We start from the raw sequence: 18,541 nt of genomic DNA on the forward strand, positions 1-18,541 counted from the left end.
GAGTATTCCTCGGATGATTAAAGGATGCAATTTATCAGAATGCCGATATTAACATCTGCAGTGGGCCGGACATATGGTGATGTTAGGATGATGGCCAAAAAGTAAGGAGGCGTCCAGTCTATGCTTGTTTCGGTAGTGATGGCAGTTTATAACGGAGCCGGCTACATTGAGAAGTCTATAGAGAGTATCCTTTCACAAACATACAGTAACCTTGAAGTGATTATTGTGGATGACGGCTCAACAGATGATACACGGCGTATCTTGGAGCAGGTTAATGACATTAGGGTCAAGGCAGTCCTTCTTACAGAAAACCGGGGAAGCGCTGCTGCATTGAATATTGGCATCGCAAAAGCGAAAGGAAAATGGGTTGCTATTCATGACGCCGACGATATCAGCTTTCCAGACCGCATTAAGGAGCAGGTTGGGTATTTAAAAGAGAATCCACATCTGGTTGCAGCGGGGTCCTTTATTGAGTGTTTTTCAGATGAGCAAGGCGGAATTTCGGAATATGAATTGATACAGTACCAGGATACCAGAAACAGCGTGAAAACAAGTGAAGACATTCGTTTGGGGTTATATTATGGCTGCCCAATAACCCATGGAACCCTAATCTATTCCAAAGCTGCTTTTGAGGCTGTGGGCGGATACGATACAAATCTGCGTATCGCCTACGACTATGACCTGTGTACCCGCCTGGTTACCGTTGGCCCCATAGAAAATGTCCCCAAAAAACTATATAAGTACCGCCGTTATCAGGACTCTCTATCAAATAAAAATTTACTTGTTACCAGTAATGAGTTATTTTTTTCCTTTTGCAAATATATCCGCAACACCTGTTTTAAGGACATGAAACAAGCGCCCATCCTGGCGGTGTGCGGAAGTGAGGAAGGAGCTTACTATTTTGCACAGCAAGCAAAAAACATCCTGAATATAACGGTTTTCAGCAACATTAACGAAGATACCCTGCGGGAGATCTCCTACTATTTTAAGACTAATAAACTGGATGGTGTGATAATTCTGGATAACCTGAAAAATAAAGATATTGCGCTCAGCATGCTGATTAAAAGCGGCATGATACTCAATAAAAATTTATTTCAATTTTGGTGCAGACTCTGATGCCGGAAAATAAAGTAACTACGAGCTAAAAGTCTCGTGGTTACTGTGTTTTTGATCCATCTTATATTCTGTGTGAAGAAATCTCCAATATGGATTCAAAAACTAACTGATATTTCATCTCGAAATTCAGTTCTTTTTCTCTTTTTTCAGGTAGAAGGACTGCCAGGGCAAATCCTCCCCACATTTGTTTGTTAAATTCCGGTGACTGAAGTAAAACCCCTTGAACAAAATCTAGCTGTATATGATGAACATAAGGTGATTCTTCCCATTCCGCTTTTATTATCCCGGTTCGAACATCAGGATTAAAACTATCATGGATGAGAATATACAAAGGTTTTTTAGGTTGATACCTCAAAATGTTATTTATATCAGCTTTCACACCAGTTTCTGAGTGATCCCCGTCAATGAGAACAAATTGTAAAAAAGCGTCTTCTTTATTAAGTTGGTCAATTATTATAGGTACAGTTACTTTCGAGTCTCCTGTACAGAATTGAACATTACCAAAATCATCCTTATCAATCTTGTCATGCATAACATCGCATGAATAAACGTTCCTGGAGTAATAAGAAATAGGTGCTAAGCTGCCACCTAAGTTTGTTCCTATCTCCAGAGAAACTTCAGGATTTATTTTATTCAGAAGATATAAAAGTACGATTCTTTCTTCAAAACTCATAAGCCATTCTCTGCCCAGTAAGCTTTGGTCAAACAAAAGATTATCCAATATTATTACAATCCTCCTAAACCAGTAATATAGTAGTATATCATTTGTCTTTCAAAAAGGTGTTATATCGTACTTTTTTATACGCTGTTCTATGTCAAAATAATATAATTCAATCAGGCAATGAATGTAAGACTCTGATAATAGTGCAGGGAATATTGTCCTTATATAATAACCTTAAAGCAGGTTAAGGAGGACAAGGGTATGTTTAAAAGAAAACAAGAAGAAAAACAAATGGCAAATGTGGCCAAAGGTGTGGCGGCAGGAACAGCCGTAGGTCTGTCGGCAATTTTGCTGAAGAAGAAACTCAGCTCAAATAACGGACAAAGCAAGATAGAGCAAATAAAGGAAGCGGTGTCCGAACAGGCAGAAGAGATAAAGTCCAAAATGCAAAAAGAGACGGAAGAAAAGGTTAAAGATGTACAAAATGGTGCAGCCGAAGCCGCCGCTGCCAAGGAAGAAATCTATGCGGCTTACAAAAAGGCCAAGCATGAAATGAAAAGCATAGCTAAGGACGCACAGAAACAGATTGAAGAAATGCGGTAGGCGACAGCAATAAAAATAACCACGGGCGAAATTTCCCGTGGTTACTGTTTTTTTGGTATGGTGCCGAAGGCCGGACTCGAACCGGCACAGTCAGAGACCGCTTGATTTTGAGTCAAGTGCGTCTGCCAATTCCGCCACTTCGGCACGTTTTAATGACGAAGACTATAATAACATATTTATCGCCGTTTTGCAACCAGTTTGGATTGGTAATTTTAGAGTTAATAGTCGTGCAAAAAAAGGTCCGTCCCGGATTTGCGCGTTATTTGAGTTAGGGTATTTGTGTTTCGCAGGGGACTTTGGTTTGGCATTTGCCGCAGGCGGAGTAGGGATAGCCGTGTTGGTCGGCAAATTCTTTGCGGGGGTTGGTGATGAACAGGTAGTGGTGGCAAGGGGCTTTGTCTTTGCCGTCTTTTGTTATGGCGCCTACGGGGCAGCGTTTAATGCAGGCTCCGCACTTACCTTCTCTGGTGTGGGGACAGTTATGGAAGGGGTCCGGGTATTTGCGGGGGGTGGGTTCGAAGTGGAGATTAGTCACTACACTGCCAAAACGGCCTGCCATGCCTTTTTCAGTGATAAGGCCGCGGTTTAGGCTGAAGGTGCCAAGGCCGGCAGCGTAGGCGATATGGCGCTCAGACCAGTTGCTGGCAAAAATGGTAAAGTCGGCGTTAAATTCAGGTTCGATGTGCGGGGCCAGGGCTTCTCCGCCGGCGTTTTCCAACTCCTTTATGATGAAGCGCCTCACGTGGTTGGCAAACTCTTCACCGACGAAGCGTCCGTGCATCCATTCATCAGAGGCCGGGCCTTTTTCAACGTTGGAGCGGCGGACTGGTTCAGAAAAGGGCAAAAAGAAAGAAATGACGGTGACGGCGTCGCCATACCACTCCAGGGGGGTGCGAAAAATGTCACCGATTATTTCCGGTTTTTTGTAGTCGGTAAAGATGGGATCGTTGGCGGCGGCAAAGCCTACCAGAGGCTCATCGTAGATGCGGTATTTGTCTTGATAGCTGTTTTCCGGTGCATTTTGCACCATTTCCGTTATTTTTTTTTGCAACATATCCTTGTCCATATAGTTTTCCTCCTGTGCATTGGGCTGTATATATTCTATTTTAGGCAGATAGGAAGTTAAAAGTCAAAATATTTATACAATAGACGCTATGAAAATTTTGGACTTGCGGTAGTGCGGGACAGATTTGGGCAGGATATTGGCATAAAAGGTGTAAATATGTAGTTTAAAATAACAGGGAGGTTTTAAGATGGTTAACAGGGAGCGGTTAGTGCAGGAATTTTTCGAGGTTGTAAAGATTAACAGCCAGACCAAAAACGAGCGGGTTATGGCTGATTATTTAAAAGGTAAACTGACAGAGATTGGCCTGGAAGTTACAGAAGACCGGGCCGGAGAATCTGTGGGCGGAAATGCAGGAAATGTGATTGGCGTGCTGGGAGCTACCGCCGATAAGCCGGCCATTATGTTTTCGGCGCATATGGACCGTGTCACTCCGGGAGAGAATATTCAGCCACGGGTAGAAGGGGATATTATAAAAAGTGGTGGTGATACCATTTTGGGTGCCGATGACGGAGCCGGTTTGGTGGGGATTATGGAGATGCTCAGGGTGGTTAAAGAGAATAATGTGGCACACGGCCCAATTGAAGTGGTGTTTACCATAGCTGAAGAAGGCGGTTTAAACGGGTCGCGGAATCTGGATGTGGAAAAGCTGCAGGCAAAAAGGGGTGTGATTTTGGATTGCAGCGGGGATGCGGGGCTGGTTATTAATCAGGCGCCTACCCAGGATGAGATTGTGGCAAAAATTCATGGCAAGGCGGCTCATGCCGGCGCTGCACCGGAGAAGGGAATTAATGCCATAGCGGTGGCGGCAAAGGCCATCAGCAGAATGCAGGTAGGCCGCATTGACGAGGAGACCACCGCCAATGTAGGTGTAATACAGGGTGGCAGTGCGGTAAATATTGTGCCGGATTATGTGGAAGTAAAATGTGAAACACGTAGCTTAAAGGAAGAGAAGCTGGTTAAGGCTACCGAGGCCATGGTGGCGGCTTTTGTGCAGGCCGGGGCAGAAGCAAATGCGCGGGTGGAAATGGACGTAAATCGGCTCTATCCTGCATATCATATACCGGAGGACCATGAATTTTTAAAGTTGATAAAAGAAGCAGGTACAGCGGTTGGCCTGGAAGTTAAGCTGGAAGCTGTGGGCGGTGGCAGCGATGCCAATATCTTTAACGGTAAAGGGATTGTGGCGGTGAACATGGCGGTGGGTAATGAAGAAGTGCATACAGTACAGGAATATCAGAAGATCTCTGAGTTGGTTAAGGCGGTGGAGATGGCGGTGAAAATTGTGGAACTGGCATAGTTTCACCATTTCGGCAGGGACTGCATATACTAAAAATGTGATTGTACATAAGGGGGTGATGATTTGCGCACCTATCGGATAATGTCCCTGCTGCGCAAGGTTGCCGGCCTGGTCTTGGCTGTGGCAGGCATCGCCATCGTAATTGATTCTCTGCCAACGTACTTATGGATTTTGCTGTTAGGGTTTGGTTTGATTTGGGCGGGGTGGCTGATGTTCCGCGTTGAGCGGATATATTAGAAAGGGGGAAAGTAAATGCGCTTTTATACTGTGAAGGTTCCGAAATTCATCGGCAAGATACTTAGTGGTTTCTTTGGGATCTGGCAAAAATAAAAAAAGCGCTTCTGCGCTTTTTTTGTACTGCTAGCATTATAACGCTTCGCAGATAGCGAAGCTGCTAATGCGAGGAGTATTGAAAAACACGCCTTGAGGGAATAAGCGTGTTTTTCTTATCTTCCTTGAGTTAGACAACCCGTTGAACTTTACCTGCTTTCAGGCAGCGTGTGCAAACGTTTACTCTCCGGGGTGTTCCGTCTACCAGAGCTTTTACTTTTTGCACGTTGGATTTCCAGGTTCGTTTGGTTTTAATATTGGAATGGCTGACAGCGAACCCTGTTTCCGTACCTTTGCCGCAAACAACGCATTTTTTAGCCAACCTTGACACCTCCTTGTCCACAACACGGTATGAACGAGAATATATGTGCGCGATTCTCATAATAATAGGAAAAATCACTTTTAAATTCTAACATAGGTGGAGAAGTGTTGCAAGTAAATAATTCGCAAAGCAGGAATTTAAAATCAGTTTATGGAATATCTATGCGCAGGGAAAAACCCGGATTAGGGGGAATTAAGATGAAAATCACCAAAGATATGACAATCTTTGAGACGATTCGCTCTCACCCCAAAGCAATTGAGGTCTTCAAATCCTTTGATATGGCCTGCAGCGGCTGCATGGCTGTTATGGATGAAACCATCGAACAGGGTGCACGCAGGCACGGAACAGATTTGGATAATCTTCTTGATGAGCTAAACGCTTTATTTGAGCAGGAGGGAACCGTATGAACAATGAAATGGATACCGACCTGGGAAAAGTGGTTATCTCCGAGGAGTTAATCGCCACCTTAGCAGGCGTGGCGGCGGTGGAGTGTTTCGGCTTGGTGGGAATGTCTTCCCGCAAATTAAAGGATGGGATTGCCGAGCTTTTGGGCCGTGACAATTTGAGTCGTGGTGTGGAGGTTAATCTGGAAGACGATCAGCTAAGTGTCACATTAAATATTATTGTGTCTTACGGCACAAAAATTCCCGAAGTAGCTACAAACGTGATGGAAAAAGTAAAATATACACTGGAAAAACTGACGGGGCTTACCGTTACTCAGGTAAATGTACATGTACAGGGCGTACGGGTGGCCGATAAGTAGGAGGCAATTATATGCAGCAGCTTGTAGGAAGTGATTTAAAACAAATGTTAATTGCCGGTGCCCGTCTGCTGGAGAACAATAAGGAAATTATTAATGCCATGAATACTTTTCCTGTTCCCGACGGAGACACCGGCACAAATATGAGCCTGACCATGCGTTCCGCTTTAAATGAAGTGCAAAAAGCAAGTGACGATTCCTTTTCTGCGGTGGCCAAAGCACTGTCCACCGGTTCACTTCTTGGGGCCCGTGGAAACTCAGGGGTCATCCTTTCTCAACTCTTTCGCGGCTTTGCCAAGGGTCTTGAGGGAAAAGAAAAGATTGTTCCCAAAGATTTTGCGGCGGCGCTGCAAGCCGGTGTGGATACGGCGTACAAGGCTGTGATGAAGCCGGTGGAAGGAACCATGCTAACCATAGCCCGGGAAAGCGCCAAGGCTGCGGCAACATCGGCGGGGCGCAGAAAAGGTTTTACCCAGGTACTTATGGATGTGGTTCAGCACGCAGAAGCGGTTCTTGAGAAGACACCTGAAATGCTCCCCGTTTTAAAAGAGGCGGGCGTGGTTGATGCCGGCGGTAAAGGACTAATTCATATTTATGAAGGATTTTTATTGTATTTACTGGGAGAAGAGATCCCTGAAGCCGTGGTGCAGCAGGAAGAACAGCAGGTTCCTGTTAAGCCCATGGAAGCCTTTAAGACCGAAGATATTCTTTTTTCGTACTGTACCGAGGTAATGGTGCGGGGAGAAAGGCTGGATGCCGACAAAATCCGTGAGCAAATTAAAAACCTTGGAGATTCACTGTTAGCGGTGGGAGATGAGGCCGTCGTCAAGGTTCATATACATACCAATAATCCCGGACAGGTTTTGGAAGCGTGCCTGAGTTATGGCACACTGCATAATATTAAAATTGATAATATGAAGGAGCAGCATCAGGAGCTCTTGATTGAAGAAGCTCCGGCAGAACCGGTAGTTGTGGATGGTAAAGCGGTTGTTGCCGTGGCTGCCGGTGACGGAATTGCCAAAATCTTTGAAAGTCTGGGAGTGGCCAAAGTGGTGTTGGGCGGTCAGACCATGAACCCCAGCACCGAAGATTTGCTGCAGGCCGTTGTGGATGTGCCACAAAAAGAAATTATATTGCTGCCCAATAATAAAAACATTGTTTTGGCCGCAAAGCAGGTTGGTGAGCTGGTTGATAAAGATGTAAGGGTTGTGGAAACCCGGACTGTGCCACAGGGTATTACGTCCATGTTAAGCTTTAACGAAGAAGAACAGTTGGATCAGATTGTAAAAATGATGGACAAAGCGCGGCAAGATGTAAAATCGGGGCAGGTTACTTTTGCTGTCTGCGACAGTAGGGTAGGCGGCCAGGAAATAAATGAAAACGATATAATCGGTATCTCCGAAGACGATATTGTTTTAGTGGGTAGTGATGTGGTACAGGCGGTCAAGGATCTTCTCTTTAAAATGGTGGATGAGGACGATGAAATAATTACATTATATTATGGCGAGTCTGTGGATGAAGAAGATGCCGGCCGTTTACAAAAAGAGCTGTCTCTGCTCTTTAACGGCAAGGACGTGGAACTATACGAGGGCGGTCAACCCTTTTATTATTATATAGTATCAGTAGAATAAAAACCTGAAAGGAAGTGTTTGTCATAGGCGTTAAAATCGTAACGGACAGTACCGCTGATTTGCCTCAGGGCCTGGCGGACGAATTGGATATTGCTGTTGTTCCATTAAATGTGCATTTTGGCGAGGAGGAATATCTGGATTGGATAGATCTGGATTCCGATTCCTTTTTTGAAAAATTACAGGCCAGTGAGGTAATGCCCCGTACATCCCAACCGTCCCCTGCTGATTTTGAGGCGGTATATAAAAGGGTTGGCGAGGACGGAGACACCATAATTTCACTACATATTTCAGCAGAGCTTAGCGGCACCTACCAGTCGGCCACCATTGCCAAATCAATGCTGGAGGATATGGATATCGAAGTCATTGACTCCAAGTTAACCAGCATGGCGTTGGGAATTGTGGTGGTGGAGGCGGCCAGAGCGGCCAGGGACGGTAAAAGTAAAGAAGAGATATTGTCTGTAATCTATGAGCAGTTAGGTAAGGTGAAAGTCTACTTTGGAGTGGATACACTGGAGTATTTACAGAAAAACGGTAGGATAGGAAAAGCTGCGGCGCTTCTGGGCGGACTGTTAAGCTTAAAACCTATATTAACCCTGGTAGACGGAATGGTTGTTCCCAAAGATAAGGTGCGTGGCCGGGTAAAGCTGCAGGCGCGGGTTGTGGATCTTGTGGGCGAGGAACTGGGTGCAGATGTAACGGGAAAAGCAGTAATTCTCCACGGCAATGTTTTGGAGGAAGCATTGAAGTTAAAGGACAAAATTGAAGCAAAGTACAATTTCTCCGAGATTATCATCTCTTCCATAGGGGCGGTAATCGGGACTCATACCGGCCCGGGAGTATTGGGCGTGGCAGTGCTTCCCGACAAAAAACAGGTTTAATATTAAAGCAAAGAATACCTGGAGTATTTTACCAGGTATTCTTTTTATTTCTAATGTAAATCTTAACAGTTTTACAGGAAAACAATACTAGTATAGACCGCTTTTACGGTGACATACTAAAGACACAAACAAAAAGGAGGTGATTTTGTTGGCAACTAACAAAGTAAATCAGCAAGGACGTAACCGTGTATTGGTTGCAGGTGCTGAACAAGCTCTGGAACAATTCAAGAACGAAATCGCCAGTGAGTTGGGCCTTGATTATCAAGGTGACAAGGGTAACCTCACTTCCCGTCAGAACGGCTATGTTGGCGGTCTGATGGTACGGAAGATGATTGCTCAGGCGGAAAGCCAATTGGCTGGTAAGCCTAATAACCAACAATAACAAGTCCATAGGGTTAATAAAAGCGGAAGGTGCATACTTTCCGCTTTTTCTTTTTATACCGGTAGCACTATAACGCTTCGCAGTTTGCGAAGCTGCTAAGGAAACCGGTATTGAAAAGCACGCGCTGAGGAAATCGAATTAGCGTGCCTTTCTTATACCCAAATGAGGCTTGTAATGCAAAAATGCATTTTCCTCTGAAAGTTCTTACTGTCTAAAAAGAGGAAATATTGCATCAGAAAAGAAAAAGAAAAAAAGTACCCTTCAGGCGGGGAGTCCTGAAGGGTTGGGAGAGGAGAAACCGGAGGAAGAGCTTATGGGGAATATGTTGTACCCTTATTATGGACGGTAAAGCGCGGTGCTATACATAATTTTTTCAGGAAAAATGTGGTAATATTTTGAAGTATAAATCTGATTTCACAAGGCATCTTTAGGATGAGGTGGAAATTATGCGGGTAATTGCCGGTTGTGCCCGTGGGCGAACCCTGAAAACACGTAAGGGAATGGATACACGGCCCACAGCAGACAGGGTTAAAGAATCATTGTTTAATATTTTAACGCCATATCTTTCTGGGGCAGAAATGCTGGATGTGTTTGCCGGAAATGGTGGAGTGGGCATAGAAGCTTTAAGCCGTGGTGCGGATCGATGTGTTTTTGTTGAAAAAAATGCACAATGTGCTAAAATAATCAAAGATAATCTGATATTAACAGGGCTGGCGGATAGGGGAGAAATTCTGCCCCGGGATGCGCTTGGCGCATTATCTCTGTTACAAAAACGCGAGAACCGTTTTAATATTATTTTCCTGGATCCGCCGTATCATAGTCCGGAGCTGGCTGATGTTTTGAGAAAGATTGCCCAAGGCTGCCTGTTGTTGCCGGATGGCCTGTTGCTTGTAGAGCATCATAGCGCTGATTTTTCCTGGCATGACCCGGCAATCTGGAATATTAGCAGAGAAAAAAAATATGGCGACACCACAATTTCTTTTCTTAGTCCCGCAGCTGCCGGTGGGGATGTGAGTATGTCGCAACAGGAGGAGGACAAGTAGATGACTGTGGCAATCTATCCCGGAAGTTTTGATCCGGTAACAAACGGGCACAGAGATATTATTGAAAGAGCCAGCAGGGTTTTTGACAAAGTGGTGGTCTCTGTTCTGGAAAACCCGCGTAAACAACCGATGTTTACCATTGAAGAGCGGGTGGAAATGCTTAAAATGATCACTAATTCGTATGAGAACGTGGAAGTGGACTCTTTTCAGGGATTGTTAATTGATTATGCCAAACAAAAAAATTCCAACATTGTGGTCAAGGGATTGCGCGCCATGAGTGACTTCGAGTTCGAATTTCAGATGGCTTTAATTAACCGCAAGCTTGACTCAAGGTTGGAAACAATGTTTATGATGACAAACAATCGTTATTCCTATGTCTCCAGCAGCATTGTTAAAGAAATTGGCTCCTATGGTGGAGATATCTGTGAGTTGGTGCCAAACGAGGTATATAATATTATCATGCGCAGATTACGTCAGGAAAGAGACGCCTAGCTGCGAAAGATAATCAGCTTTAGGTTTTTAAAGGCCCCCAGAGCCAGGCTAAAGACCAACAGGGCCAGAGTGAGGATGATGAAGAGCCAACTCATATGGGCTGCCAACTGCCAGAAAGACATGCCGCCGTCAGGCTGCAAATTGGCGAAAACCGGCATGGTGGCAGATACTGCCGGTGCAAAGGGGCCCATTAAGAGGTAGGTGTATACTGCAGCCAGGCAAGCATGAACAAACCGGGCACAGATAAACGGTGTCACTTTCATGTCTGTCTGGCTGATTATGCTTGCCACCTGGGCGTGCACCGACAATCCACTCCAGGCAATGATTGCTCCGGCCACCATTACTGCTTGAATCATGGGGACGTTGGCGGCGGCTTCGCCGGCCAGTTGGGTGCCCAGTGTCACTTCAAACAGGCCGCTGATGATGGCAGGTGTGAGGCTGGGGTCCAGGCCAAGTGGGCCGAGAATACGCAAGATTACGGTAGACATGATTCCTACAATACCTATTACTGTCATAATGCGAATGATAACGGAAAAGAGAATGATAAATCCGCCGATTAAAAGGAGGGTGTTTACCGAGTTGCGGATGGCATCCCCCATAAGTTTACCCATAGGGCGGTCATCTTTTTTTCTGGCCCTATAAAGGGCCGTGAGGGCGCGCCATAAGATACTTCCTCCTGATATTTCTTCCCTGGTGTTTGGTTGGCTGCGGCCGTAAAAGCGCAGCAGTATGCCGGTGGACACACTGGACAGGTAGTGAGCAATGGCAATGGTGATTCCGATTTGCGGGTAACCAAACATGCCAACGGCCACCGCGCCAAACATAAAGAGCGGGTCCGCGGTGTTGGTAAAGCTCATCAGGCGCTCACCTTCTACCTTGGTACAAAGTCCGTCACGGCGCAGACGCGTTGTCAGGATGGAGCCGATGGGAAAGCCGGAGGCCAGGCCCATGGCCATCACAAAGGAGCCTACGCCGGGTACATTAAAAATGGGCCGCATTAAAGGTTGGAGAAGAACACCCATAAAATGGACTACTCCCAGACCCATTAAAAGTTCTGCGCCGATAAAAAAAGGAAGCAGGGCGGGAAAAACGATATTCCACCAGACATCAAGCCCTTTAACTGCGGCGGCAAAAGCATCTTCGGGAAATAATACCATGGATATGGTGAGAAATACGCCTAGCCCGGCCATGAAGTAGGTAAGTACGTGGTCTTTTGTTATCCGTTTTGTTCTCATAGTCCCTCCCGGCGGTATAATTATTATGGGAATAGTAATATATATAGTTGAATTACCGGGAGTATGCCGATTCGAGGTGTAACAGATATGGGCAAGATAAAAAAACAAATAGGCTTGGCACTTGGGGGCGGATCAGCCCGTGGATTTGCCCATATTGGTGTTCTGAAGGTATTAAATGAAGCGGGCATTAATGTGGATATGATTGCAGGGACCAGTATGGGAGCTGTAATCGGAGCATTTTATTGTTCCGGCATTGATTTGACGCTGATGGAGAGGCTGGCGGGACAGATTCAGCGCAGAAACTGGCTGGACTGGACCTTTCCGCGTATGGGGCTGGCCTCCGGTGATAAGCTGGAACAAATGCTGCTTCTGCTGACACGGAAACGTACCTTTGCCGACTTGGAGAAGCCTCTGGCGGTGGTGGCCACCGACCTGGTGCGCGGAGAGAAAGTGGTGATTTCCGACGGGCTTGTGGCCCGGGCGGTGCGGGCTTCTGCGGCTATCCCCGGTGTTTTTTGTCCGGTGGAGTTTCGGGGCCGGATGCTGGTGGACGGAGCGGTGGTGGAGCGGGTACCGGTAAATACGGCGAGGGATATGGGTGCTGATGTGGTGTTGGCGGTGGATTTGGGAATTTATGTGGACGGGAGTAAGCCCAATCATATTGTGGATGTGATTGCCCAAAGCCTGGATATTATGCAGCGTGACCTTTGCCGGTTAAACACCGATGTGGCTGATGTGCTGATTTCCCCGCAATTAAAACATGTGGCTCCCGGGCAGTTTCATAAAGCGCCGGAAGCGGTGCAGGCGGGAGAGGATGCCACACGTGCCATGATGCCTCAGATTAAAGAGTTCTTGAGAAAAGAGGGATGCAGTGCGCAGCAAACATAATTTACGCAGACTGGTATTGACCATTGTGACAGTGCTGTTTATCGGTTACACATTACTTTTTGTCCCCACCGGGTATCTGTTGGTTCGGCCCGGTTCTGCCGAAGATCTGGCGGGTTTTGTCACGGTGGAAGAAGGAGATAAGGATCATGACGGCCGTTTTTATTTGGTAACGGTTATGCAGCAGGATGCTTCACCTCTGTTACTTGTCTACGGCTTGGTTAATCCCATAATTGATTTACAGCTGCAGCGGCAGGTTGTTCCGCCGCACATGGATCCCGAAGAATTCCGGGATCTAATGGAGCAGTGGATGCAAGAGAGCCAAAACCTGGCCAGCACCATAGCTTTGCGCCGTCTGGGCTTTGATGTGCCGGTGGAAAGCGACGGTGTACAGGTGGTGGAAATAGGCGAAGACAGTCCGGCACAAGATATTCTGGAGCCGGAAGACATTATTCTGGCGGTGGATGAGCGGGAGGTTTATCTGGCCGAGGAATTGGTCAGTGAGGTGCAGAGCCGGCCTGTGGGAGAGCCTGTCAGGTTAAGGATAAAAAGGGACAGTCAAATGATGGATGTCTCTATCCCCACCACAAATCATACGGACCAACCTGAAAAGGCTGCTATCCGTGTTTTTGTGCAGACGCTCAACTGGCAACCGCGTCTGCCCCGTGACGTTACCATTGATGTGGGGCAAATCGGCGGTCCATCCGCCGGGCTCATGTTTGTACTGGAAATAATAAACCAGCTGGATCCCCGTGACCTTACAGCCGGCCGGCAGATTGCCGGTACCGGCACAATAAATCTGGAGGAAGAGGTGGGCTCCATTGGTGGTGTGCGGCAAAAAGTGCGGGCCTCAGAAAATGCCGGAGCAGAATATTTCTTCGTGCCGCAGGAAAATTATGAAGAGGCCGCAATGGCAGTTCGTCATATAGAATTAGTACCGGTGGAGACCCTGGGAGAGGCACTGCAGTTTCTGGAAGGATTGCAGGAGTAAATGTGGCAGAAAACAGAAGAAAAATGAAGATATGCGGAGTTAATCTTAAGTTCCGTAAAATGTTGACAAAAAAGTTAATCCTCTATATAATAAACCTTAGCGCAAGCGAGGTGCTTATATTTTCCTATGCGGATATCTTTGGAAAGACTTAAAAAAGCGCCCGGTGAAGTGTTTACTTATACGTTTACCGGAGATGCAGATGCATTAGGCCTGACAGAAGAGACAGTTACATGTCAGGAACCGTTGGAAATCAGGTTTGATGCTGTTTATCAGGACGGAAAAATAAACCTCACAGGAAGCCTGCACACCAATGTTATTGTGTGCTGCAGCCGTTGTGTGGATACTTTTACCTGTCCATTGGATGGTCATTTGGAAGAAGAACTCCCCGTGGATAATCAGTCAGAGTTAGATGTGACGGAGCTGGTCAAAGAGATGTACATTATCAGCTTGCCGTTAAAACCACTCTGTCGTGAAGCCTGTAAAGGGCTTTGCCCCACTTGCGGCAAAAATCGAAATGAAAAAGAATGTGCTTGCTCTGAAGATGAAATTGACCACAGGTTGGCCGATCTCAAAAAACTTCTGGAAGAGTAGTACGAGGAGGTGTAAGCATGGCGGTTCCCAAGCGGAGAACGTCCAAGGCGAGAAAGCATAAACGTAGAACACACTGGAAACTGGCTGTACCTGGTCTGGTTTCCTGTCCGCAGTGTCATGAGGCAAAGCTGCCCCACCGGGTATGCGTGCATTGCGGTTATTATAAAGGAAGAGCAGCTGTCGAAACAGAATAGCTCTACTACGACAATTACTCTCCTGTAAGGGAGGGTTTTTGTTATATTGAGAATAATTGCCACAGGAAAGCTTTCCCTGTGGCAAAGTTTTGCGGTGAGGTGATTTTGTGATACGCATAGCTCTGGACGCTATGGGGGGTGACCATGCCCCCAGGGAAGTTGTGTTGGGCGGTTTGGCCGCCGCAACCGAGCTTGAAGATTTGCAACTCTACTTAGTCGGCCCGCAGGAAGTTGTTGAAAAACAGCTGGACGGGCAAACCTATCCGCAAAGCCGGGTGAAAATAATTCATGCTCCCGATGTCATCACAGCCGATGATTCACCTGTGATGGCTGTCCGACGCAAAAAAGAATCTTCCATGATGACCGCCATTCGGATGGTGAGAGACGGAGAGGCTGATGCGGCCGTGTCGGCCGGCAATACAGGCGCTTTAATGGCCGGCAGTTTGTTGGTGGCCGGACGCTTAGGCGGTATTGACAGGCCCGCCCTCACCGTTGTTGCCCCCACTTTTAATGGTGATAATGTGGTGATTTTGGATGTGGGAGCCAATATGGATGCCAAGGCGGAGCACTTGTACCAGTACGCTCTGATGGGCAAAATTTACGCCCGTGAAGTACTGCATAAGCCTGGCCCCCGGGTGGGTCTGCTTAATGTGGGAACCGAGGAGAACAAAGGTAATGATCAGGTGCGCAAAGCCTATGATTTGCTGGATAATCACCTGGAGGGCTTCATCGGCAACGTGGAAGCCCGGGATGTTATGGACGGTGTGGCTGATGTGGTTATCTGTGACGGGTTTGTGGGCAATATAATGCTTAAAGCCATTGAAGGACTTTCTGCTGGAATTTTTGCTGCGCTGAAAGATACCTTTTCCGCCAATTTAAAGAGTAAAATGGCAGCGGCCATGTTAATGCCGGAGCTGCGGAGTCTAAAGAAACATCTTGACTACGCAGAGTATGGTGGAGCCCCGCTTTTGGGGATTGACGGAGTTTGCATCAAGAGCCACGGCTCTTCGCAGGCCAGGGCAATCCGCAGTGCCATTGTTACCCAGGCGTACCGTTATGCCAGCAAGGATGTAAACGGGCAGATTATCCGTGAATTAACGGAGTTGCCGCTGCAAGAATAACGGCTGGGAGACAGAAAAGGAGTAACAGAATGAAGATGCAGAATGTGGGTATACTGGGAATTGGTTCTGCCCTGCCCGATAAAATAGTGACAAACGTTGATCTGGAAAAAATCGTTGATACCAATGATGAATGGATACGAACACGAACAGGAATTTGTGAGCGTCGGGTGGCAGCCGAAGGTGAGCATACTTCAGATCTGGCAGCACGTGCTGCGCAGAAAGCGTTGGATGATGCCGGTATTTCTGTGGATGAAGTGGATTTGATTATTTTGGCCACCGCTACCCCGGATTCCCCCATGCCGTCCACAGCTTGCCACGTTCAGGCAAAAATAGGGGCAACCAGGGCTGCTGCCTTTGATTTGTCCGCCGTGTGTACCGGTTTTATCTACGGGCTGGCGGTGGGCAGCCAGTTTGTGGCTACCGGTGTCTATAAAAGGGTGTTGGTGATTGGCGCTGAAGTTCTCTCCCGCATTTTGGACTGGAGCGATCGTTCCACCTGTGTGCTTTTTGGCGACGGTGCCGGTGCGGTGGTGCTTGGCCCCAGAGAAGCAGAGGGTTTGCTAAGCTTTAAGCTGGGCTCTGACGGTACCACTGCCAATCTTTTACACATTCCTGCAGGCGGAACTTGTCAGCCTGCCACACCACAAACACTTGAAGACCGATTACATTATGTAAAAATGAGTGGTAATGAAATATATAAGTTTGCCGTACGGGCCATGGGTGAAGTGACCCAGGAAGCGCTGGATGCCGCCGGTGTGGATAAAAAGGATCTGGATCTATTGGTGCCGCACCAGGCAAACTGGCGGATTATTGAAGCGGCGCGGAAGCGATTTGATGTTCCTGAAGACCGGGTGGTGGTCAATATTGACCGCTACGGTAATATGTCTTCGGCCTCCATTCCGGTGGCCCTGGATGAGGCATATCGCAGCGGCCGTCTAAATCGTGGTGATTTATTGGCTCTGGTAGGGTTTGGTGCCGGTTTAACCTGGGGAGCTGCAGTGTTGCGTTATTAACATGGGAAGGGGTGAAATCATGACACTAAAAACCAACCTTTGTAATGTTTTGGGAATCAAAGTGCCTGTTTTGCAAGGCGGTATGGCCTGGGTAGCCACCGGGGAGTTGGCTGCTGCAGTGTCGGAAGCTGGTGGCCTGGGGATTATCGGTGCCGGCAATGCGCCTGCAGATGTGTTGGAACAGGAAATTAAAAAAGCAAAAGAACTGACTGATAAACCATTCGGTGTAAATATTATGCTATTATCTCCTTTTGTAGACGATGTTGTTGATTTAATCTGCCGTGAAGAGGTGCGGGTGGTGACCACCGGTGCCGGTAATCCGGGAAAATATGTGGACCGTTTTAAAGAAAAGGATATCAAGGTAATTCCGGTGGTTTCATCGGTGGCTCTGGCCAAGCGTCTGGAACGGCTGGGTGTGGATGCTATGATTGCCGAAGGAATGGAAGCGGGGGGCCATATCGGTGAATTGACCACCATGGTTTTGGTTCCGCAGATTGTGGATGCGGTAAATGTGCCGGTTATTGCCGCCGGCGGTATAGCAGACGGCCGTGGTGTGACTGCGGCACTGGCACTGGGAGCAGAAGGGGTGCAGCTGGGTACCCGCTTCATCTGTGCTCATGAGTGCACCGTCCATGAAAAGTACAAAGAGAAGGTTCTTAAGGCCAAAGACCGTGATGCGGTGGTTACCGGACAGTCCACCGGCCACCCGGTACGGGTTCTAAACAATAAATTGAGCCGGGAATTTTCCCGGATGGAAAACCAGGGTGCCACGCCTGAAGATCTGGAAAAGTTCGGTGCCGGTAAGCTTGCTGCCGCTGTGCGGGACGGGGATGTGGTAAACGGTTCGGTGATGGCCGGGCAAAGTGCGGCCATGGTGGTAAAAGAAGAGTCATGTCAGGAAATTATAGATGATTTAATTTCTCATACTATACGTGTTATTGATGAACTGAAGGAAAAATTTGGTTCATAACCGAGGTGAATTAAATGGGTAAGATTGCCTTTATTTTTCCCGGCCAGGGAGCCCAGCACGTGGGAATGGGCCAAGAGATGGCGGAGAATTTTTCCGCTGCCCGACAAGTATTTGAACAGGCAGACGACATACTGGGCATGAACTTGTCGGAAAAAGTATTTAACGGCAGCGATGATGAATTAAGGCTGACGGAAATTACACAGCCTGCCATTGTGGCCACCAGTATAGCCTGCCTGGAAGTACTACGGCAGCATGGTGTGCAGGCCCATGGTGTGGCAGGCCTGAGCCTGGGCGAGTATTCTGCGCTGGTGGCGGCGGAGGCCATGTCTTTTGCCGATGCGCTGCCGGTTGTCCAAAAACGCGGCCGGTATATGCAGGAAGCGGTTCCTCCCGGTGTGGGTGGGATGTCTGCTATTTTAGGGTTGGCCAGGGAAAAAGTGCATGAGGCCTGCCGGCAGGCTTCGGCCATTGGAGTGATTGAGCCGGCCAATTATAATACCCCGGATCAGATTGTGATTGCCGGTGAAATTGCAGCTATGCGCAAAGCCTGTGAGGTAGCAAAGGAACTGGGTGCAAAGCGGATTGTGGAGCTGCCGGTCAGTGTTTCCTTCCACTGCAGTCTCCTTAAAAATGTAGAGCCCCTTTTGGCCGGGGAATTAGCACAGATCGAGCTTTCGCCGGCAAAAATCCCGGTGATGGCCAATATTTCCGCCGACTATGTTAACTCGGTGGAGGAAATGCGCGATTCTTTGGTGCGGCAGGTCAGTAACGCTATTTTGTGGCAGGATTCCATAGAAAAAATGATTGCCGATGGTTACGATACATTTGTGGAAGTAGGACCCGGTAAATCACTTACAGGTATGATGAAAAAAATTAATCGTGACGTCTGGGCCCACCAGGTTGAGAATGTTAAGACCCTGGAGAAAGTGGTTGAGGCGATTAACGGGTAAGGAGGCGAGC

24 protein-coding genes and 1 tRNA gene are annotated in these 18,541 nt (G+C 47.5%); 20 read left to right on the plus strand and 5 right to left on the minus strand.

The genetic code is table 11. The annotated features are described in order from the left end of the window. Positions 1–120 precede the first annotated feature (120 nt). The gene (locus tag DEALDRAFT_RS09525; protein ID WP_008516967.1) at positions 121–1,116 is read left to right on the plus strand and encodes a glycosyltransferase family 2 protein; all 996 of its coding nucleotides are present in this window, start codon (positions 121–123) and stop codon (positions 1,114–1,116) included. 61 nt (positions 1,117–1,177) lie between these two features. On the opposite strand, the gene DEALDRAFT_RS09530 is transcribed toward DEALDRAFT_RS09525, so the two are convergent. Then, positions 1,178–1,837 (minus strand): glycosyl transferase group 1, encoded by a 660-nt coding sequence (locus DEALDRAFT_RS09530; protein ID WP_008516968.1) that lies wholly within the window; start codon positions 1,835–1,837, stop codon positions 1,178–1,180. 201 nt (positions 1,838–2,038) lie between these two features. Here DEALDRAFT_RS09530 and DEALDRAFT_RS09535 point away from each other — a divergent pair, with 201 nt between their 5' ends. Then, complete coding sequence (locus DEALDRAFT_RS09535) at positions 2,039–2,380, plus strand: hypothetical protein (RefSeq protein WP_008516969.1); 342 nt, start codon at positions 2,039–2,041, stop codon at positions 2,378–2,380. 58 nt (positions 2,381–2,438) lie between these two features. Here DEALDRAFT_RS09535 and DEALDRAFT_RS09540 read toward each other — a convergent pair. Together DEALDRAFT_RS09540 and DEALDRAFT_RS09545 are read right to left on the minus strand one after the other, a co-directional pair. Further along, positions 2,439–2,524 (minus strand) — tRNA-Leu (locus DEALDRAFT_RS09540). Positions 2,525–2,648: 124 nt separating this feature from the next. After that, on the minus strand, positions 2,649–3,446 hold the full coding sequence (locus tag DEALDRAFT_RS09545; protein ID WP_008516971.1) for an epoxyqueuosine reductase: 798 nt from the start codon (positions 3,444–3,446) through the stop codon (positions 2,649–2,651). Positions 3,447–3,633: 187 nt separating this feature from the next. On the opposite strand from DEALDRAFT_RS09545, the gene DEALDRAFT_RS09550 reads away from it, so the two are divergent. From DEALDRAFT_RS09550 to DEALDRAFT_RS17560, 3 genes are all read left to right on the plus strand, one after another. After that, the gene (locus DEALDRAFT_RS09550) at positions 3,634–4,743 is read left to right on the plus strand and encodes a M20/M25/M40 family metallo-hydrolase (protein WP_008516978.1); all 1,110 of its coding nucleotides are present in this window, start codon (positions 3,634–3,636) and stop codon (positions 4,741–4,743) included. A gap of 63 nt (positions 4,744–4,806) precedes the next feature. Then, the gene (locus DEALDRAFT_RS16905) at positions 4,807–4,980 is read left to right on the plus strand and encodes a hypothetical protein (protein ID WP_008516980.1); all 174 of its coding nucleotides are present in this window, start codon (positions 4,807–4,809) and stop codon (positions 4,978–4,980) included. A gap of 15 nt (positions 4,981–4,995) precedes the next feature. Further along, a complete protein-coding gene (locus DEALDRAFT_RS17560; RefSeq protein WP_083798735.1) occupies positions 4,996–5,073 on the plus strand; it encodes a stage V sporulation protein M in 78 nt (25 codons plus the stop codon). Between the two features lie 130 nt (positions 5,074–5,203). Here the strand turns inward: DEALDRAFT_RS17560 and rpmB are convergent, their stop codons facing one another. After that, positions 5,204–5,395, minus strand: a complete 192-nt coding sequence (gene rpmB / locus DEALDRAFT_RS09560) for a 50S ribosomal protein L28 (RefSeq protein ID WP_008516982.1) — start codon at positions 5,393–5,395, stop codon at positions 5,204–5,206. A gap of 197 nt (positions 5,396–5,592) precedes the next feature. Between rpmB and DEALDRAFT_RS09565 the strand changes: the two genes are divergently transcribed. The 7 genes from DEALDRAFT_RS09565 to coaD all read left to right on the plus strand — a co-directional run bounded on the left by DEALDRAFT_RS09565 (position 5,593) and on the right by coaD (position 10,581). Continuing rightward, positions 5,593–5,802 carry a DUF1858 domain-containing protein gene (locus DEALDRAFT_RS09565; protein WP_008516985.1) on the plus strand — a complete coding sequence of 70 codons (210 nt, stop codon included), beginning with the start codon at positions 5,593–5,595 and terminating at the stop codon, positions 5,800–5,802. Continuing rightward, positions 5,799–6,158, plus strand: a complete 360-nt coding sequence (locus DEALDRAFT_RS09570; RefSeq protein ID WP_008516987.1) for an Asp23/Gls24 family envelope stress response protein — start codon at positions 5,799–5,801, stop codon at positions 6,156–6,158. Before DEALDRAFT_RS09565 ends, DEALDRAFT_RS09570 begins: the two co-directional genes overlap by 4 nt. 11 nt (positions 6,159–6,169) lie before the next feature. Beyond that, positions 6,170–7,786, plus strand: a complete 1,617-nt coding sequence (locus DEALDRAFT_RS09575; RefSeq protein ID WP_008516988.1) for a DAK2 domain-containing protein — start codon at positions 6,170–6,172, stop codon at positions 7,784–7,786. Positions 7,787–7,800: 14 nt separating this feature from the next. Next, positions 7,801–8,664, plus strand: a complete 864-nt coding sequence (locus DEALDRAFT_RS09580) for a DegV family protein (RefSeq protein WP_008516989.1) — start codon at positions 7,801–7,803, stop codon at positions 8,662–8,664. A gap of 145 nt (positions 8,665–8,809) precedes the next feature. Next, positions 8,810–9,046 carry an alpha/beta-type small acid-soluble spore protein gene (locus DEALDRAFT_RS09585; RefSeq protein WP_008516990.1) on the plus strand — a complete coding sequence of 79 codons (237 nt, stop codon included), beginning with the start codon at positions 8,810–8,812 and terminating at the stop codon, positions 9,044–9,046. A 446-nt stretch (positions 9,047–9,492) separates the two neighbouring features. Then, positions 9,493–10,089 carry a 16S rRNA (guanine(966)-N(2))-methyltransferase RsmD gene (rsmD, locus tag DEALDRAFT_RS09590; RefSeq protein WP_008516991.1) on the plus strand — a complete coding sequence of 199 codons (597 nt, stop codon included), beginning with the start codon at positions 9,493–9,495 and terminating at the stop codon, positions 10,087–10,089. Continuing rightward, positions 10,090–10,581, plus strand: coding sequence for a pantetheine-phosphate adenylyltransferase (gene coaD, locus DEALDRAFT_RS09595; RefSeq protein WP_008516992.1), 492 nt, complete (start codon positions 10,090–10,092; stop codon positions 10,579–10,581). Here coaD and ylbJ read toward each other — a convergent pair. Next, a complete protein-coding gene (gene ylbJ / locus DEALDRAFT_RS09600; protein WP_008516993.1) occupies positions 10,578–11,816 on the minus strand; it encodes a sporulation integral membrane protein YlbJ in 1,239 nt (412 codons plus the stop codon). The two genes, coaD and ylbJ, sit on opposite strands and share 4 nt — an antisense overlap. Positions 11,817–11,903: 87 nt before the next feature. Here ylbJ and DEALDRAFT_RS09605 point away from each other — a divergent pair, with 87 nt between their 5' ends. From DEALDRAFT_RS09605 to fabD, 8 genes are all read left to right on the plus strand, one after another. Beyond that, positions 11,904–12,704 carry a patatin-like phospholipase family protein gene (locus tag DEALDRAFT_RS09605; RefSeq protein WP_008516994.1) on the plus strand — a complete coding sequence of 267 codons (801 nt, stop codon included), beginning with the start codon at positions 11,904–11,906 and terminating at the stop codon, positions 12,702–12,704. Further along, positions 12,688–13,692, plus strand: coding sequence for a YlbL family protein (locus DEALDRAFT_RS09610; RefSeq protein ID WP_008516995.1), 1,005 nt, complete (start codon positions 12,688–12,690; stop codon positions 13,690–13,692). The genes DEALDRAFT_RS09605 and DEALDRAFT_RS09610 overlap by 17 nt, the downstream gene beginning before the upstream one ends. Before the next feature lie 138 nt (positions 13,693–13,830). Continuing rightward, positions 13,831–14,283 (plus strand): YceD family protein, encoded by a 453-nt coding sequence (locus tag DEALDRAFT_RS16065; protein ID WP_008516997.1) that lies wholly within the window; start codon positions 13,831–13,833, stop codon positions 14,281–14,283. Positions 14,284–14,300: 17 nt separating this feature from the next. Further along, positions 14,301–14,477: a 50S ribosomal protein L32 gene (rpmF, locus tag DEALDRAFT_RS16500; RefSeq protein WP_008516998.1), complete on the plus strand. Its 177-nt coding sequence runs from the start codon at positions 14,301–14,303 to the stop codon at positions 14,475–14,477. Between the two features lie 110 nt (positions 14,478–14,587). Further along, positions 14,588–15,598 (plus strand): phosphate acyltransferase PlsX, encoded by a 1,011-nt coding sequence (plsX, locus tag DEALDRAFT_RS09620; protein WP_040378864.1) that lies wholly within the window; start codon positions 14,588–14,590, stop codon positions 15,596–15,598. A gap of 29 nt (positions 15,599–15,627) precedes the next feature. Then, positions 15,628–16,611, plus strand: a complete 984-nt coding sequence (locus tag DEALDRAFT_RS09625) for a beta-ketoacyl-ACP synthase III (protein WP_008517000.1) — start codon at positions 15,628–15,630, stop codon at positions 16,609–16,611. A gap of 19 nt (positions 16,612–16,630) precedes the next feature. After that, the gene (gene fabK, locus DEALDRAFT_RS09630) at positions 16,631–17,581 is read left to right on the plus strand and encodes an enoyl-[acyl-carrier-protein] reductase FabK (RefSeq protein ID WP_008517001.1); all 951 of its coding nucleotides are present in this window, start codon (positions 16,631–16,633) and stop codon (positions 17,579–17,581) included. 14 nt (positions 17,582–17,595) lie between these two features. Then, a complete protein-coding gene (fabD, locus tag DEALDRAFT_RS09635) occupies positions 17,596–18,531 on the plus strand; it encodes an ACP S-malonyltransferase (protein ID WP_008517002.1) in 936 nt (311 codons plus the stop codon). Positions 18,532–18,541: the final 10 nt, after the last annotated feature.

Source organism: Dethiobacter alkaliphilus AHT 1 (genome assembly GCF_000174415.1).
In the GTDB taxonomy this organism is placed as follows: domain Bacteria; phylum Bacillota; class Dethiobacteria; order Dethiobacterales; family Dethiobacteraceae; genus Dethiobacter; species Dethiobacter alkaliphilus.